We start from the raw sequence: 17,786 nt of genomic DNA on the forward strand, positions 1-17,786 counted from the left end.
CACCTCCGGGCGGAGGCCAGGCGCCGTAGAAGCGGCGCAGCAACACAATTTCGCCCAGATGATATGAGTTGTGGGACGCGATATTGCGCAGCAGTCCTGCTCGGGTTTCAACTGGGAAATGTGGAAGTGGTTCGTCCAGTTGTGCCGTTTCTGCAATGGTGACAGCCCGGTCGACCCCATCCAGAAACATCTTGATATCAGTTTGCCAAGACATCTCATCTTGAGGGCTTGTCTCTTCCGGCCAACTTCCCATGACGTTAGCTGGGAGCTGCGGTTTACGTCCTTCCAAATGCTCCAGCATGAATTGCTGCCAGTAATGCATGTGTCTCAACAGTTGATAGATACTATACGGCATGGCTTCATGTACGCGCCCAGCCAGTTCGGCATCAATGTCCGGTAAAGCGCGGGCAATACGAATATGTCCGCGTTCCCCGACCAGCGATTTTACTAGGGCTTGTCCAAATAATTGATTTGCATCCGTCATGCGGAATCATCCTCTCCTATAGGCTTGTTTGAGTTATTCTGTCTCTCAATTACTAATAACGCTGCTGTCCAATCTACAACGTTACTAATACTTTAACAACTAAAGGGTAGGAGTCTCTAGAGGCTCCCCCTTGTACGACTTGATTATCAATGGAGCAGCAAGAAATTCCCGTGCTCGGCTCGCGAAAGTTTTGAGATGATCGGTCTTATTGTGTGAGGCAACTGCGTCGAGGTTTTCCCATATTTCCACCATTGTGTAAGTGCATTCCTTTTCAATGTCCAAATACAGGTTGTAAGCAATATTACCGTTCTCGACTCTGGAAGCGGCAATCAACGCTTTGACTTCCCGTATAAAATCGTCATTTCTGGCCGGATTTACTTGTAAATTGGCATGTAGAATAATCACAGTTGACACATCTCCTCTGAAATTGGCGTGAATTTAATGTTACTTCCAAGTTATAACCTGATCGATAGGCAAACGAACCGATGGGTAACCGTTGTCTACAGCTTTGCCGATCGATATTAGCATGACTGGAACGTAGCGCTCTGGGTCTAGTCCGAAGGCTTCAGCAATCTTGTCCTTTTCATATCCGCCGATTGCGTTGGTGTCATATCCATGGGCACGGGCAACTAACATTAGTTGCATGGATACTAGCCCGCTATCAATTAGCACGGTTTCCCTGTTTACTTCTGGGGTCATTTGTTCATAATACTTGGATATAGCCGCCAATTGCTTTTCTTTTACTTCCTTAGGCATAAACCCGAGTTCCACGGCCTTGCCATAAATCTCTTCTGCATAGTTGATGCTGTTCAAATCACCGAAGATGGCGATAACCGCGGAGGAGGTTTCGACTTGTCTTTGGTTGAAGCGTGAAAGGGGGGCAAGGATAGTTTTGGCTTTGGGGCTTTCAATTATCAGGAAACGCCAAGGTTGCATATTGACGGAAGAAGGAGCCAAGGTAGCCTTTCTAAGAATTTCCGTCATTTCGTCCCGGCTGATTTTAACAGTTGGATCGTATGTTTTAATGGAACGGCGCCCGGCAACAATTTGATTAAAATCGTTTGTGGTTAATGTTGTATTCATTCTTCATTTCTCCCCTTAGTAATATTATTTCGCATGCGTTCAATCATGTGTGAGAAAAGTTTCTGTTCTTCCTCACTAAAACCTTGCAGCAGCTGTGCCATAAAAAGGATCTTTTCTTCTTGGTAAGCAACGATTTCCTGTCGGCCAAGTTCGGTAAGTCTCACCAAGGTGAAGCGATTATCATCTGGATTATTGCGTCGTGTGACAATACCATCCCCCTCAAGCTGTTTCAAATGCCTGGTAATTGCGGCACTATCGATTTGCAATTCTTTTTGTAAAGAGGTCTGATTGATTTCATCAACATGGTAAAGTTTTTGCAATAGCCGAAATCTCGATGGGCTTACACCGGTACAGTGTCCGAATTGAGAGATAAGCTGGATATAGAAGTTTTGAAGTTTATCAATAATGGAATTATCCATTGAATCTTTCAAGCTATCCCTCCTACCTTTAATATTAATTGATATATCAACGATTGATGGGTCAATTATATAAATTGGTTGAACACTTGTCAAGAAGAGTGTTACTGAAACAGATGGAGGGAATGATATCGCATGAAGCAACAGAGAATGTAGGAGGATTTGTTACATTAACATAGGGAAATTTCTACAAGTGGGGAGCGATCAGTTATTAATTTAAAAGGAGAGATTATTCATGGAAGCACTCTATACAGCGATTGTAACAGCCGAGGGCGGTCGCAACGGAAAGGTCACTTCGGTCGACGGAATATTAGAGCTTAATGTGCGCATGCCTAAAGCGCTAGGCGGCACCGGGGAGGAGGGTACGAATCCCGAGCAGCTGTTCGCGGCCGGGTACGCCGCTTGTTTTGACAGCGCGCTGAATTTGGTAGCACGGATGAAAAAAGTCCAGCATTCCGGGACGGACGTGACCGCGCATGTCAGCATCAGCAAAGCTGTCGACGGCGGATTCGAATTAGCCGCCCAGCTGCACGTGAATGTGGACGGAGTCGAGCGGGACCAGGCGGAAGAGCTCGTGAGAGCCGCGCATGGCGTATGTCCGTATTCCAGGGCAACTCGCGGCAATATCGATGTGAAGTTGGTCGTAAACGGACAGCCTATCTAAAAAGCACGCTCTCTTGGGGGCTTGTGTTACGCCCCCGACAAATTCACATCCCAGTTCAATCAGCTTGTATTCGAGCAGGAACGGCATGCGCTTGTCCAGCCCCATTTTTTATTTCCCAACACCAAGGCACATTTTAAAGAAAAATTGAGTCGGATATCACGCTAACGAGGAACGAGAGCATATAGGGCAGGCCGATGATAATTCGACTGTCCTCACTGCTGTTGAATGGCTAAATAAGATATTTGATTTAGTGGCATGACAAACTATACTTTGTCGGGTAACTGCGAACTTTTTTAAATCCTTGAACCAGAACCATTTTTTGTATAATACACTTGAAACGATCATATCGCTTATCAAGTTGAATATGAAAGCAGAAGCCATTACAACAGCGAAATATATTGGCGACTTCAGCGTAGTATCATAAAATTGGATAATCCCCTTTTTATTGGGACATACTTAGGCTGTGAAATGAGCTGAGTTATGGAAAGTAGGAGCGAGTATGCGCTTATTCAACAAAGGGTGGAAGAGGTACTTAAAGACATCTGATGCTACCTCTGTATCTGAAGTTGGAATCCAAATACAACATTCCTCCCTACTGGACGATAATCTTCTTTACTTGACTTCGCTGTATGAAGAGTGCGGCGATATTGTATTCCATTCTTTCGTGCTAGCGAATGGAATCAAGGCGGCTGTTGTGTATGCTCAGGGATTAGCGGACGAAGACTTGTTCCAGCATCAGATCCTCGAGCCTTTGCAGCACATCGAGCTGGGGAAAACGGAATTTCTGTCCCAGCTTGTTGAACAACTCACTGCCAAGGCAGAGCAGTTGACGGAGTGGTCGACCGTTATTGAGAGAATCGGTAGCGGACACCCAATTCTGTGGATAGATGGATCTAGTGCTGCATTTGCCTTCGGGATGACCAAAATCACACAACGAACTGTAGAAGAACCGGTGGCCGAATCAACGATTCGAGGGCCGCGTGAAGGGTTTACTGAATCAATCGGGGTGAACATCCCGCTGATTCGCAGAAGAATTAAAAGCCCAGAGCTTAAAATGATCAACATGACGATAGGGACTTATACGAAAACACAAATAACATTGGCTTACATGAAGAACCTGGCGGATCCCCATCTGGTGGCAGAAATGAAATTGCGAATTGAACGAATTCGCATCCATGGGGTTCTTGAGAGCGAAATGATCGAGGAATGGATTTCCGATAATCCGTACTCACCGTTTCCTCAGGTGTTACCAACCGAGCGTCCGGATGTCGTTTGTGCCAATGTACTAGAAGGACGGCTTGCTGTCTTGATCGATGGGACTCCCTTTGTTTTGATAGCTCCAGTGGGGTTGTTCTCGCTGCTGCAATCAGCAGAGGATTACTACCAGAACGTAATTATGAGTACGTTTATCCGTTTGCTAAGATACGTCTTTTTCATCATATCGGTGCTACTTCCCTCCGCTTACGTTGCTATCACTACCTTCCACCAAGAGATGATACCGAGCGTTCTTTTGCTTAATATATCAAAATCAAGAGAAGAGATCCCGTTCCCTGCCCTTGTTGAGGCATTGATCATGGAAACTACATTTGAAGCACTGAGAGAAGCTGGGGTTCGCCTTCCGAAACAGGTGGGTGCTGCTGTCAGTATCGTTGGCGCCCTCGTAATTGGACAGGCGGCTACTTCTGCGGGTATCGTATCGGCCCCGATGGTTATTGTAGTGGCGATCACTGGGATTGCTTCTTTCATGATCCCTCGGTATACCTTGGGTATTCCTCTTCGATTAATCCGATTTCCTATTATGCTGATGGCAGGAACCCTTGGATTAGTAGGTGTGATCCTCGGTTTTATCGGTATTATTCTGCATCTTTGCAGACTTAGCTCCTTAGGTGTCCCTTATTTAACACCTATTTCACCGACCCGCTTCAAGGAATTTAAAGACTTGCTGTTCCGCGCACCTGTCTGGAAGCAGGAGCATCATCCTCAATTGAGCGGCTACCAAGAGCAGCAGAATGAAACTATAGGTCTGCATGATAAAGGAGAGGATACAACTTGATCCCTCAGAAGATTTCCTCGAAGCAGATGGCTGTGTTTATGTATCCGGCTATTCTGGCCACATCCATTCTCGGTGTACCCAGCATCACGATGAAATTTGCGGGTCATGATATGTGGTTATCCCCAATTTACGCTTCCATTTTTGGTTTTTTGGCAATCCTGATAGCTTTCCGCCTTAATGTGAAATTTCCAGGCCAGTCCCTCATACAATGCAGCACAATTGTATTGGGCAAGGTCGGCGGCAAGATCTTCGGGCTGATTTATATGTTCTATTTGCCCCATTTGTGCGGAATCGTATTAAGAGAATATGGTGAATTTATCTTAAGTACAATTCTTCATCACACGCCCTTATTTGTTGTTATGGGCTCGCTGATGTTGTTCTGTGCCATGAATGTAAAGAGCGGAATTCAGGTTATCGCGCGTAGTAGTCAAATTTTGATCGTTATGGCATGGCTTCTTCTATTTTTTATATTGGTTTTACTCATCCCGGAGATGGATCCGAGCGAGCTGCTGCCTTTTGCTGAGAAGGGCTTAAAACCTTCTATTATTGGAGCGATTGCACCGGCAGCCTGGTTTTCGGAATATATATTTGTTTCTTTTTTTCTTCCCAGCATATCTGATTGTTCGAAGGCGTTCAAAGTTACGCTGTTGTCATTAGTTGTTGTATCAATTACGATGGTTGCCATTAATCTGTCTTGTCTTATGCTCCTCGGGGACTTAACAGATACGTTTGTGTACCCGGTAATGATTGCCGCACGCTATATCAGCTATGCGGATTTTTTCCAGCACATTGAATCCCTAATTGTAGCCATCTGGATTTTCGGTATTTTTGTGAAAGTTTCGTTGTTTTTATATATTCATGCGGTCGCCACGGCACAATGGCTGAACATCAATGATTATCGTCCTCTAGTGTTCCCATTATCTTTTCTCACCGTTGCATACAGCTACTGGGTCGTGTCCAATCAGAGCGAGATGGGCACATTGTTAGGCGCAGGTGGGAACATTTACACACTTACCCTACTGATCGTTCTACCGGGATTGTTATGGGCTGTTGCTGTCATTCGAAAGCAGGGAATAAAGGGGAAGGAAAGTTCCCTATGAGTACAGGGAAAAGGCTCCTCAGTCTTCTGATGCTTCTAGTCTTTGCTGTAGCTGCGGCAGGGTGTTGGGATCGCAGAGAGATCAATGACTTGGCTATCGTTCTAGCTGTTGGTGTAGATCGCAACCCGAATAATAACATATTGCTTTCGGTACAACTCTTTTTCCCAAAGGTGGCCGGGGGTGGTCCTCAAGGCAATACAGGAGGCAGCGGCGGCAATGCTGCAGGACAGACGATCATGATGAGTGCCGAGGGAGTGACCATCGCTGACGCCTTGACCCAACTGCAGCTTAAGCTGTCGCGCTCCTTATTTTGGGGACAAAGCGAGGTGATTATTATCGGGAAAGAAGCTGCAGCGAAGGGAATTCATTCCTATATCGATCTCTTCCTGAGATATATTCAATTTCGTGAGCATGCTTATACCTACATAAGCAAAGATAAAGCTGTCGATCTGATCAAGCTGCAGCCCCCGTTGGAGAGAAGCTCTGCGGAAGTGCTTCGAGAGATGGGTAATTTGAAACTAGGTGCCCAGATTACCCTCAAAGAGCTTGCACAAAAAATAAATGGAGCCTCTCAAGCAGCTATGCTGACCCGTATTCAGATTACTCCATTTGCCACTGCAGTTGATGCTACTCACAATAATATTAAAGTCGCCGGCATTGACATATTTAATAAAGATAAATTTGTAGGAAGCCTGGATGAGCAGGAAAGCTTAGGCATCCTTACGATCTGCAATGAGCTGGAGACGAAAATTTTCTCGTTTCCCCTTACTAAATCTGCAGATTATGTTTCGGTGAATCTGGTTCACTCGAAAACAAAGATTGTTCCTCACATTGATAAAAAAGGAATTTGGAGTATCGAGATGTTTGTTGAGATGAACGGAGAATTAGTGTTAAATACAACCGATCAGCTGAACTTTGACCCCAAATTTGTTCAACAAATCAAACAAGCATGGTCCCACGCGATAAGCAGGGACATCGAAGCCAGTCTATTGCGTGTTCAGAAGCAACTCAAAACGGATGCCTTCGGATTTGCCAACGAATTTTATCGGCATTATCCCAAGCAATTTAACCAAGTCAAGGAACGATGGAATGATCAAGTATTTCCCGAAATACAAGTCAATGCTCACATCAGCACACAAATTAATCGAATTGGCAAATCGACTGTCCCCCAAGGGGGCCCCGAGAGCTATATTCGTAAAAAATAGGAGGCGAGTATGCTTGAATGCATTCCCTGCTCTTGGAATGATTGTATTAGCTTTGGTGATCTACATGATGGAGGCGAGACATGAAAAAAGTGCCAAAGTGAAAGCAGCTATCGGAGGTATCTCCGTTATAGCCATGACCATTGGGATTCTACTTCTGTATTTCCCGGAATTGCCTGGGCCGACCGATTGGGTTTTACCTTTATTCAATCCGTTGAATCGTATGATTGGAACAGAATAGATCAAATGAATAGAAATCGCAAGGACGGGAGCTAAGGTCAGTGGAAGTATTTATACAGAGCCGGTGATTCTAAGGGGAAAACCATTGATTTCATGTTATCTGAAAATCGGGATATGCCGGCAGCTAAGCGCTTCTTTACAAAGGCTTTGACCTCTCCACATACTCAAATCCCACGTGTAATCACCTTGGATAAAAATCCAGCATATCCACCAGCCATACAAGAATTAATAACTGAGAAAGCCTTACCAAAAGAAACCTTGATTAGACAGACAAAGTATCTAAACAACATTGTGGAGCAAGATCACCGGTTCGACTGTCCTCACTGCTGTTGAATGGCTAAATAAGATATTTAATTTAGTGGCATAGACAAACTATACTTTGTCGGGTAACTGCGAACTTTTTTTAAATCCTTGCACCAGAACCCTGAAACTTAATATTTTTGAATATGGGTTGTACGATGAGGAATATGGCTTTGAGCTATATGAGAATAGATCAATAATCAATGAGAATAGGTCATTGTTTTGAAAAAAATGATATCTTATAATTGCTTTAACGAAACGAAATGAAAACGCTATCAACGTAAGGTGCGTCCTCTAATTCATCGATGACCTTTTGCGCTGCAGTAGAGGAGACTGCCATTTCGGCATTCCATATATTTTTATAGATATCGTTATGTGTCAATAAATATGTTGAATATACCATAAAAAAGGGAGCGTTACATGGTGCAAATACAAAAAAACAGCATGACAAGCAGTTCAATTAGAAAATTTCTCTTTATACTTCCTTTTATGATTTTACTTGTTATCTTTGCATATTACCCGCTATATGGTTGGGTTTATGCATTCTTTGACTATACGCCGCCAATTCCGCTGTCCCAATCGCCGTTTGTTGGTCTGAAGTGGTTTCATACCTTGCTCGAAAACCAAGTAAAGATCGATCAAACCCTTCAAATACTTAAGAACACGTTTGGGATGAGTGGCTTGAATCTGCTGTTCTCCTGGCTTCCAATGATTTTTGCCATATTCCTAACTGAGATCAAATCCGTACGTTTCCGGAGGTTTATACAGACGGTAACAACCTTGCCGAACTTCATCAGTTGGGTATTGGTCTATTCACTGGCATTTTCAATGTTCTCTAGTGAAGGTATAGTCAACGGCCTTTTGAAACTACTTGGATTTATCGATTCCCCGATATTACTTCTTCAAAACTCCGACCATGTTTGGATTATGATGTGGATGTGGACGACTTGGAAAACATTGGGCTGGTCAGCCATATTGTATATAGCGGCGATTATGGGGATAGATGATTCTCTATATGAAGCGGCTTATGTAGATGGCGCGACAAGAATGCGCGTGATCTGGCATGTCGTATTGCCGAGTATGGTGCCGACCTATTTTGTTTTGTTGATGCTGCAAATTGCGAGTTTTCTGAATAATGGCTTGGAGCAATATTTCGTATTTCAAAATGCATTTAACAAGGATTCCATACAGGTTTTAGACTTATATGTTTACAACCTTGCAATGGGGGGCGGCAGCTATTCCGTGTCCGTCGCGATCAGTATGCTAAAAAGCTTGATTAGTGTTGTGCTTCTCTTTTCTGTGAACGGACTATCAAAAAGATTAAGGGGAGAGAGTATTGTATGAGTGATACAGCAGCAGGGCTGGCGCCGAATGATAAAGTGCCCGGCAGCCATCTCACCAGAAAAATTAAAGTCCAAGTTAGCCCAACAGACAAAATGATTACTGTTTTAATATATTTCCTGTTTTCCCTGTATGCGCTTATATGTGTCTATCCCTTTTATTCCATCGTTATTAATACGATAAGCGCAAACGATATCAGTGCCAAAGGTGATGTTATCTTTTACCCGATAAATATCCAATTTCATAACTACGTGGATGCGTTTAAAATACCGGGGTTGTGGGATGCAGCCGTTGTATCTGTAGGAAGGACCGTGATTGGAACCACTTTGACGGTAGGGGCTTCCGCCTTCCTGGGATTCATGTTTACCCAGGAGGATATGTGGAGGCGAAAATTATGGTATCGCTATACGGTTTTAACCATGTTTTTTAATGCCGGGGTTATTCCGTGGTATTTGACAATGAGGTCTTTGCATCTGACAAACAATTTTTTGGCCTATATTCTCCCGACAATCGTAGCTCCGTTCTTCATCATTCTTGTAAAGACTTTCGTGGAATCAACGCCGAAGGAATTGCAGCATGCGGCAAGTATCGACGGGGCCGGGACCATGACCCTTTTTTTCAAAATCATGTTGCCCATCTGTAAGCCCATATTGGCTACAGTTGCCATATTCGCTGCAGTGGATCAGTGGAACTCCTTCCAGGACACATTGTTGTTGGTCACGGAGAGCAAGCTTTATAGCTTACAGTTTATTCTATATAACTATATTAATCAGGCAAGTTCCATATCCAGCATGGTAAACCTGCAGAATGCCGGTTCGACAGCTATCGCAAGTCTGGCAACAAAGCAAACCACTACGTCAATTCGAATGACGGTGACCATTATTGTTGTAGCGCCCATTTTGCTGGTTTATCCGATTTTCCAAAGGTTTTTTGTAAAGGGGATTATGATCGGTGCAGTGAAAGGATAACTTGCACTGGTTTAATAAATTGAAAGAATAGGGGGCTTAAGTATGAGTAAATCAAGTAAAGCAGTAAAAAAACCGATGTTGTTATTGTTTGCTAGCCTCTTCATGGTTTCGGTAGCATTGACCGGGTGTGGAGACGAATCTAACAATAAGGCTGCATCAACGGAACCAAGTAAGTCACCAGACTCCGGTACTGAAGCTACATCCAAGGCTAGTACAGCACTAGATCACAGTAAACCGTTGACCATTACCGTTTTTGACAATGCAGCAAATTATCAAGGCGAGCAGAAAGGGTGGTATGGAAAGCTTATTAAGGATAAGTTCAATATCACATTGAACATTCTTGCTCCTCAGGTTGCCGGCGATCAGCTATACAAGACAAGATCGGCAGCAGGAAATTTGGGCGATCTCTTGATCGTCAATAATAATCAGTTGGAAGAATTAATTCCAGCCGGTCTAATTATGGACCTCACGGGTAAGCTCAAAAATACCCAGAACCTGTCCAAATATATGGACAATCATTTCAAACCTTTCAATGCAGCATTCCAAAAAGTAAATCCGGATGGCAAGATTTATGCTTTGCCGACTTTTGAGGCAGATACTTCACCAACGACATACTCGGAGCAGATCCCTTACTCAAGCCCTATAATGCCTTGGGATTATTACAAGGGAGTTGGGGCTCCCAAGCTGAACAATCTGGATGATCTTTTGAATGTGCTGAAACTTATGCATGAGAAATATCCGAAGACGCCGGACGGTAAACCGATAGCTCCGATCACCTTGTGGAAGGACTGGGACAGCAGAGGCACTATGGAAAATGCACGCTGGTTGAGCAATTGGTACGGTTATGAGCAGCCAGAAGGAACCACGACCATCCAGTTGAATGCAAAAGGCGAGATCGTTCCACTCATCGATGACAACAGTATGTACAAGAAAATTCTGCAATTTTATTATAAAGCAAATCAGATGGGTTTGGTTGACCCTGACTCGCCAACCCAGGATTGGAACAAAGTATCGGAAAAGCTGACCAACAAGCAGGTACTCCTTTTGTGGTACTCATGGGAAACAGGGTTCTACAATTCAATTGAAAGAGGTAAAAAGGGTGACGGGAATGTTGCGATCCCGATCGCTGACACGCACATCTTTCAGGCAAGCGATGCCTATTACGGCAATGGAAGAGTATTTGCTATCGGTTCCAAAGCCAATGATCCCGATCGGATCATGGAATTCATGGATTGGCTGGCTTCTCCTGAAGGCCTGCGCTACTATGTGAATGGATTTGAAGGCTTCAACTACGAAAAGACGGCAGACGGTAAATTTAAGCTGACCGAGGTGGGTCAAACCGCATTCCAGAAAAATACACCTGTTCCAGATGAGTACGGAGGCGGCGGATATCAGGACGGACAAAGCAAACTGAACACGATGATCATAAGCGATTTTGCCAAAGATCCAAAGACAGGGGAGTTCTATAACAGCAATTACTGGGCCGCAACAATTGAAGCGAACAAGACAGCGCTAACGACGGATTGGCAGAACACCTATAATGCAGAAAACGCAACAGATTACTACCTGAAACATAAGATGATCGATATCGTCCCCAATATCAATACAAGTTTAGGAAGCGATTCATCAGATATTAAAAACAAACGCAGCCAGATTTCTGACTATGTAAAGAACACATCCTGGAAAATGGTATTCGCAAAGAATCAAGCAGAGTTCGACAAGCTGTGGGAAATGATGAAGAAAGATGTGATAGGCCTCGGTTGGAATGATGTCTTTGCCTCGGATACGGAAAAAGCGCAAAAGATTGTTAAAATGCGTGCCGATGCATTAGCTAAAAAGTAAAATTATAATTTTAATGAATGAGGGATATGTATGATCTTATATATCCCTTATTCATTTTCTAATTCTAGACGAATACACCGTCCTTCGATGATTTTCCGCAGCTTCTGGCAAAGGCACTTTCGTGGAAATAGTTCACCTGATGAAAGGAGGAATCAAGCATGCTTAGAGTCGTTAACGTTGAAAACGGATTGGTACAAGGGCAATCAGCAGCCGATCCCCGCATCACGAGCTTCAAAGGGATTCCATTTGCAGCTCCACCGGTAGGAGAGAACCGCTGGCGTGCTCCCCAGCCGGTCAATGATTGGGAGGGCGTGCTCAAAGCATACGAATTCGCGCCGGTCTCGATGCAGGTCAGACAAGAAATCGACGACAACAATATTTATACCCGGGAATGGGCCGTGGAACCAGACATCGCCATGGACGAGGACTGTCTCTACCTTAACGTTTGGACCCCAGCTAACCGTACCGATGAAAATCTGCCGGTGTACGTATGGTATTTCGGAGGAGGCCTGCAGGTCGGTCATACGGCCGAGATGGAGTTCGACGGGGAACGCATCGCTCGAAGAGGCATCGTCGTGGTTACAATTAACTATCGTCTGAACGTGTTCGGATTTCTATGCCACCCTGAAATCACGGCGGAATCGCCAGAAGCTCCCGCGAACTTCGGCCATCTCGACCAACAAGCTGCTACAAGATGGGTCAAACGCAATATCGCTGCTTTCGGTGGCGATCCGGACAACATCACCATCGGGGGACAATCTGCCGGCGGCGGAAGCGTCATGTGCCAGCTTACTTCACCGCAGAACAACGGCCTCTTTCAGAGAGTGATCGTGCAGAGTGGGGTATTCACGGAGCTCTACCCGGGAGTCCACACGCCCAGGTTTCTGCGCGATATAGCTGAAGCCGAACAGGAAGGTGTTCAATTCTTCGAATTTCTCGGCGTTTCCTTGCTTGCGGAAGCCAGGAAGCTGGATGCGGTTTTTCTCCGGGACAAGATGCTGGAGTACAAGGCATCCTGGGGCACCGTCGTCGACAATAAGTTCAGTGTTGGCAACGCGTTCGAATTGTTCCTTCAAAACAAGCGTTTGCAGGTACCGGTTATGTTCGGCCATACGTCATCCGAGTTTTTCAACGCTCCGAAGGCTGATTCGCTGGATGAAGTCAAGGACTTGGCTGTAGACCTATTTGGCGACGATGCCAATGAATTTCTTGAAGTTTGCGGATTTTCATCAGGCAACTTCGATGAGGTCTTGAAAAAAGCTTCGGTAAGTGTCATCGAATACGCGATACGTATTGCCGGGCAGGCTAATGCGGATACCGGAGCCAATCTCCCGTTTTATTATTATAATTTCGATGCGGGAATCCCAGGTTGGGATAACCCTGGAACGTTTCACTCGGTGGATCTCTGGTTCTTCTTCGAGACCCTCGCCAAATGCTGGAGGCCGTTCGTTGGCAAACATTACGATCTTGCCCGCCAAATGTGCAATTACTGGGCGAACTTCATTCGTTGTGGCGATCCGAACGGCAAAGATTCTACAGGAGAGGACTTGCCACTGTGGGAGCCCTTTACGCCAAATGCACCGTACGGTATGCGATTCGTGGATCAAGCCAAGTTTTCGAGGGAACAACCCAGCGATATGATGCAACTCCTGGTGACGCATTATTTCAAGAGAAAATCCGTTGAATTCGTATGTGGAAGGTTAGATTGACAAAATGAATCAGAGTCATTCGAAACTTGAATGGCCGCGATTCATGACGCAATGACCAGTACAGTGACGAACGAGCCGTCGTTCCTTTGCTTGTTGACTGTTTTCAATCAGTAATATATGCTAATAAATAATTGATGAAATGTTATTTTTTGGATACTGGAGGATCATGATGACCAACATTTTTTATGTTGAGTATGATGCCGCGCACGCAAGCAATTTTGTGTTCGATATCCCAGAAGGCCATAACTGTTGGCTGCTCGTCGTGACCCATACACCCGCGCTGTTCTGGGTTAATGGAGAATTGAAGGAGTACCCAGCACACAATGGAGTTATATACCATCCCCATCAAAAAATTTATTACCGGGCATGCGCAGAACAATATAAGAACGACTGGATTCGTTTTGAATCCAATGAATCATATGTAATGGAAACTTCGCTTCCATTCGGAGTGCCATTTTCATTGAATGACCCTGAATACTGCCATAAAATATTCCAACTCCTCGTCAGCGAACACTCTTTTCAAAAAGATTATAAAGAATCATCCATCGACTGCTTACTGAGAACCTTGTTTAACAAGCTGCTGGAATCTTACTTTCAAGAAGTAATTACGCCCCAATACTACAATTTGTTGACGCTTCGGACCGCCATTTACAGTAATCCTAGCCAGGATTGGGCGGTTCCGAGAATGGCCGACTCTATCCGCATCAGTCCTGGGTATTTGCAGTCAATTTACAAGAAGACTTTCGGGATTTCTTGTATGGATGACGTGATTACAAGTCGCATCCGCCAAGCCAAGGAATATTTGTTGCACGGCTCACTATCCATCGCGGAGGTCTCTTTGCGCTGCGGATACAACAACGTGGAGCACTTTTGCCGTCAATTCAAGCAGATTACGGGCTTTACACCAAGAAAGTTTCACAAGCAGATGGAAGGCCGTCATCAACAGCTACCTTAACAATAGAGTCCTGCGTACTGCTCATGAAAGGAAATCTAGATCATCTGACATGGCTTCACACAATTATTTCAAATGCAAAAGCATTTATTGTAGTGATAAATAATAACTTAATCTTGATTGTATGGTTGTAAAAGAATATTATGGACTTGTAGATAGGAGTGATACCATGCCTATTATTCAAGCGCTGGACAGAGCATTGAAAATATTGGACTTATTCGACGAGCATACGACTGAGCTGAAAATTACAGAAATCAGCGCAAGAATGGAACTTCACAAGAGTACGATACACTCCTTATTGAAAACTCTTCAGTTACACGGTTACATCAATCAGGATATGGAAACGGGAAGGTACAAGTTAGGGTTAAAGCTCCTGGAAAAGGGACAGCTTATGCTGCAAAGCCTAGACATCCGTACAGTTGCCCGAAAGCACCTGGCTGCTTTGTCGGAGCAGACAGGTCAAACAACCCATCTTGTTATTCTTGATGGGAAGGAAGGCGTGTATTTGGATAAAGTGGAAGGGGAAAAGGCAGCGATCCGTTATTCCCGAATAGGCCGCAGAATTTCACTTCACAGTAGCGCGGTAGGAAAGGTGCTGGCTGCCTTTAGAACAAAGGAAGAGATCGATAAGCTCCTTCGGAATTACCATTTCTCCAAGATTACAGAAGCGACGATTACGGAGATAGAGGCATTCCTTAATGAGCTGAATCAGGTAAGGGAGCAAGGGTATTCCATTGACAATCAGGAGAACGAACCGGGCGTACGATGCGCTGCAGCACCTATTTTCGAGCATAATGGCTCGGTTGTAGCAGCGATCAGCATATCATCATTGATTTCAACGGTAGATGATTTATTGTTCAAACAGTATATTGCCTTACTTAAGAAAGAAGCAGAAACGATTTCACAGACCCTGGGGTTTCGGCAAGTTTTGTAAAGCATGTCGAGTCCAGGCATTTTTTACACCATTATTTGAGAACGCTGTTTTATAATATAAAACAAAATTAGGGGAGTGAGCAATTTATGAAAATTATCCGTTTTATAAATGAAGGGCTTTCACAGCTAGCTGCAGTTAATGACGAAGGGCAAATTTTCGTATTGCTGCAAAGCGATTTTTTAGCTTTGATTCAAGAAGCTGACGAAAAAGAGATTTCACCGCTCGAGTTGGTTTTGAAAATGATCGAAGGCCGTGAAGCGCTAACATGTCAAGTAGATCAGCTGGAGCTACTCGTTCCAATTGAAGCACCAGAAGTATGGGCTGCTGGGGTTACCTATGAGCGAAGCAGAGACGCACGGAATTATGAGGCGACCGAAGGCAGACTGGATGCCTTGACCTTTTATGATAAAGTTTATGACGCTGTGCGCCCGGAGATTTTTTTAAAATCGACGGCTGCTCGAACGGTAGGTCCAGGCGGCGAAGTACAACTCCGAAGCGATTCCGTGTGGCAGGTGCCAGAACCTGAGTTAGGTCTTGTTCTAAACGCTACGGGGAAAATCGTAGGATACACCATTGGCAATGATATGAGCTGCCGGGATATTGAAGGCGAGAATCCGCTCTACCTGCCTCAGGCCAAAGTATGGAAGCGTTCCTGCTCCCTGGGACCAGCGATCCGTTTAGCCGAAACGGTAGACGACCCTTACAACTTGCAGATTACAAGCCGAATATATCGCAATGGGGAAAAAGCTGTCGAGGGAACGGCTAATACCAATCAGCTAAAACGAAAGCTTGACGAATTGACCGAATTTTTAATTCGGGATAATGAATTGTTTGACGGGACCGTGCTTCTGACGGGAACGTGTATTGTGCCGCCTAACGAGTTTACACTCGCTCATGGAGACCGGATCGAAATTGAGATTAGCGGTATTGGGAAACTTGTTAATCATGTTGTAGGTGCAGGAAGCTAATCTATAATTATCCGATTGGTAGATAACATACATTTAAGGAGGAATATATATGACATCCGTATTTGTTGGAGGGCAAACTTATTTAAACTATATAAACGGTGAATGGTGTGCAGCCGGCGCTGGGCAAACTGTTCCCAGCATAAACCCAGCTAAAAGAACTGAAGTCGTGGGCTATGTCCAATTGTCGTCATTGGAGGAATTGAACCAAGCCGTTGCCTCCGCCAAAGCGGCGCAGCAAGGTTGGAGGAAGCTATCGGGATCGGCGAGAGGGGATTATCTGTTTAAAGCGGCCAATGCACTTGAGAGACGCATCGATGAAATTGCCGAGACGATGACACGGGAAATGGGCAAAACATTGCCGGAAGCAAAGGGCGAAACTGCACGAGGGATCGCAATCTTGCGCTACTATGCCGGGGAGGGGATGCGGAAAATCGGGGACGTGATTCCCTCCACGGATAGCGAAGCGCTGATGTTTACGACCCGTGTGCCCCTTGGGGTTGTCGGAGTTATTTCACCTTGGAATTTTCCAGTGGCGATTCCAATATGGAAAATGGCGCCTGCCTTAATCTATGGCAATACGGTTGTGCTGAAGCCTGCTCAGGAGACAGCCGTAACGGCTGCCAAAGTCGTGGAATGCATCGCTGAAGCGGGACTTCCTGCAGGTGTATTAAATATGGTGACAGGCAGCGGATCTGTGATCGGGCAAGGTCTTGCAGAGCATCCGGATGTAAACGGAATTACGTTTACCGGCTCCAATCAAGTTGGCAAACGGGTCGGTCAAGCGGCACTAGCCAGAGGGGCGAAATATCAGCTTGAGATGGGAGGGAAAAATCCGATCATTATCGCTGAGGATGCCGATTTGGATTTGGCTGTCGACGCGACGATCAGTGGCGGAATCCGTTCGACAGGACAGAAATGCACGGCAACAAGCCGTGTCATTGTATTGCGTGTTGTGTATGAAGCTTTCAAAGAAAAACTTCTGATCAAATTAAAAGGTATAACAGTTGGTCACGGTCTGGATGCCGGTACATGGCTGGGCCCTTGCACCAACGAAAATCAGCTGCGAACGGTGCAGTCCTACATTCAGAAAGGGATAGAGGAAGGAGCGGAGCTTATATTCGGCGGAGCATCACCGGATCACCCGGATCTCGCCGAAGGCTTCTACATTCAGCCCACCGTGTTCGATAAAGTAACTTCGGAAATGGCGATTGCTCGGGAAGAAATATTCGGCCCGGTACTCGCGCTAATTCAGGTCGAATCCATGGAAGAAGCCATTCAACTGGCTAACGATTCGGATTATGGTCTGAGCGCTTCTATTTACACGCAAAGCATAAGCAACATTCTTTTGTTTATTCAAGATATGGACGCCGGTTTAGTAAGAATTAATTCCGAGACAGCCGGGGTGGAGCTGCAGGCTCCGTTCGGCGGAATGAAGCAGTCTAGCTCTCATTCGCGCGAGCAAGGCCAGGCGGCCATTGAATTTTTCACATCGATAAAAACGGTATTTCTCAAAGCGTAAGCGTATCACTT

General features: G+C 45.1%; 17 protein-coding genes and 1 pseudogene. 14 read left to right on the forward strand and 4 right to left on the reverse strand.

Going from position 1 to position 17,786, the window contains the following annotated elements:
* The 4 genes from BC351_RS12470 to BC351_RS12485 all read right to left on the reverse strand — a co-directional run.
* Positions 1-484 (reverse strand): DinB family protein (locus BC351_RS12470; RefSeq protein WP_079412425.1); only part of this gene is annotated, 484 nt, incomplete at its 3' end.
* Between the two features lie 99 nt (positions 485-583).
* On the reverse strand, positions 584-889 hold the full coding sequence (locus BC351_RS12475) for a putative quinol monooxygenase (protein WP_079412427.1): 306 nt from the start codon (positions 887-889) through the stop codon (positions 584-586).
* A gap of 39 nt (positions 890-928) precedes the next feature.
* Positions 929-1,567 (reverse strand): nitroreductase family protein, encoded by a 639-nt coding sequence (locus BC351_RS12480; RefSeq protein WP_079412429.1) that lies wholly within the window; start codon positions 1,565-1,567, stop codon positions 929-931.
* Complete coding sequence (locus tag BC351_RS12485; protein ID WP_425270919.1) at positions 1,564-1,998, reverse strand: MarR family winged helix-turn-helix transcriptional regulator; 435 nt, start codon at positions 1,996-1,998, stop codon at positions 1,564-1,566. The genes BC351_RS12480 and BC351_RS12485 overlap by 4 nt, the downstream gene beginning before the upstream one ends.
* Positions 1,999-2,218: 220 nt before the next feature.
* Here BC351_RS12485 and BC351_RS12490 point away from each other — a divergent pair, with 220 nt between their 5' ends.
* From BC351_RS12490 to gucD, 14 genes and pseudogenes are all read left to right on the forward strand, one after another.
* On the forward strand, positions 2,219-2,647 hold the full coding sequence (locus BC351_RS12490; RefSeq protein ID WP_079412431.1) for an organic hydroperoxide resistance protein: 429 nt from the start codon (positions 2,219-2,221) through the stop codon (positions 2,645-2,647).
* Between the two features lie 499 nt (positions 2,648-3,146).
* Positions 3,147-4,700 (forward strand): spore germination protein, encoded by a 1,554-nt coding sequence (locus tag BC351_RS12495; RefSeq protein WP_079412433.1) that lies wholly within the window; start codon positions 3,147-3,149, stop codon positions 4,698-4,700.
* The gene (locus BC351_RS12500) at positions 4,697-5,800 is read left to right on the forward strand and encodes a GerAB/ArcD/ProY family transporter (protein WP_079412435.1); all 1,104 of its coding nucleotides are present in this window, start codon (positions 4,697-4,699) and stop codon (positions 5,798-5,800) included. Before BC351_RS12495 ends, BC351_RS12500 begins: the two co-directional genes overlap by 4 nt.
* A complete protein-coding gene (locus BC351_RS12505) occupies positions 5,797-7,005 on the forward strand; it encodes a Ger(x)C family spore germination protein (protein ID WP_158082068.1) in 1,209 nt (402 codons plus the stop codon). The genes BC351_RS12500 and BC351_RS12505 overlap by 4 nt, the downstream gene beginning before the upstream one ends.
* A gap of 13 nt (positions 7,006-7,018) precedes the next feature.
* Entirely contained in the window at positions 7,019-7,243 is a 225-nt protein-coding gene (locus BC351_RS12510) for a hypothetical protein (protein WP_079412439.1), read from the forward strand.
* Positions 7,244-7,278: 35 nt separating this feature from the next.
* Positions 7,279-7,554, forward strand: a pseudogene (locus tag BC351_RS12515) (DDE-type integrase/transposase/recombinase); the annotation flags it as partial.
* A gap of 408 nt (positions 7,555-7,962) precedes the next feature.
* Positions 7,963-8,886, forward strand: coding sequence for an ABC transporter permease subunit (locus BC351_RS12520; RefSeq protein WP_244208975.1), 924 nt, complete (start codon positions 7,963-7,965; stop codon positions 8,884-8,886).
* Positions 8,883-9,851, forward strand: a complete 969-nt coding sequence (locus BC351_RS12525) for a carbohydrate ABC transporter permease (protein WP_144028371.1) — start codon at positions 8,883-8,885, stop codon at positions 9,849-9,851. Before BC351_RS12520 ends, BC351_RS12525 begins: the two co-directional genes overlap by 4 nt.
* A 42-nt stretch (positions 9,852-9,893) precedes the next feature.
* Entirely contained in the window at positions 9,894-11,693 is a 1,800-nt protein-coding gene (locus tag BC351_RS12530; protein WP_079412441.1) for a type 2 periplasmic-binding domain-containing protein, read from the forward strand.
* 158 nt (positions 11,694-11,851) lie between these two features.
* Positions 11,852-13,402, forward strand: coding sequence for a carboxylesterase/lipase family protein (locus BC351_RS12535; protein WP_079412443.1), 1,551 nt, complete (start codon positions 11,852-11,854; stop codon positions 13,400-13,402).
* Positions 13,403-13,568: 166 nt separating this feature from the next.
* Positions 13,569-14,357 (forward strand): helix-turn-helix transcriptional regulator, encoded by a 789-nt coding sequence (locus tag BC351_RS12540; RefSeq protein WP_244208976.1) that lies wholly within the window; start codon positions 13,569-13,571, stop codon positions 14,355-14,357.
* A gap of 166 nt (positions 14,358-14,523) precedes the next feature.
* Positions 14,524-15,288: an IclR family transcriptional regulator gene (locus BC351_RS12545; protein WP_079412447.1), complete on the forward strand. Its 765-nt coding sequence runs from the start codon at positions 14,524-14,526 to the stop codon at positions 15,286-15,288.
* An 86-nt stretch (positions 15,289-15,374) separates the two neighbouring features.
* Complete coding sequence (locus BC351_RS12550) at positions 15,375-16,256, forward strand: fumarylacetoacetate hydrolase family protein (RefSeq protein WP_079412449.1); 882 nt, start codon at positions 15,375-15,377, stop codon at positions 16,254-16,256.
* Positions 16,257-16,305: 49 nt separating this feature from the next.
* Entirely contained in the window at positions 16,306-17,775 is a 1,470-nt protein-coding gene (gene gucD / locus BC351_RS12555; RefSeq protein WP_079412451.1) for an alpha-ketoglutaric semialdehyde dehydrogenase GucD, read from the forward strand.
* Positions 17,776-17,786: the final 11 nt, after the last annotated feature.

The organism is Paenibacillus ferrarius (assembly GCF_002027705.1).
GTDB lineage: Bacteria > Bacillota > Bacilli > Paenibacillales > NBRC-103111 > Paenibacillus_E > Paenibacillus_E ferrarius.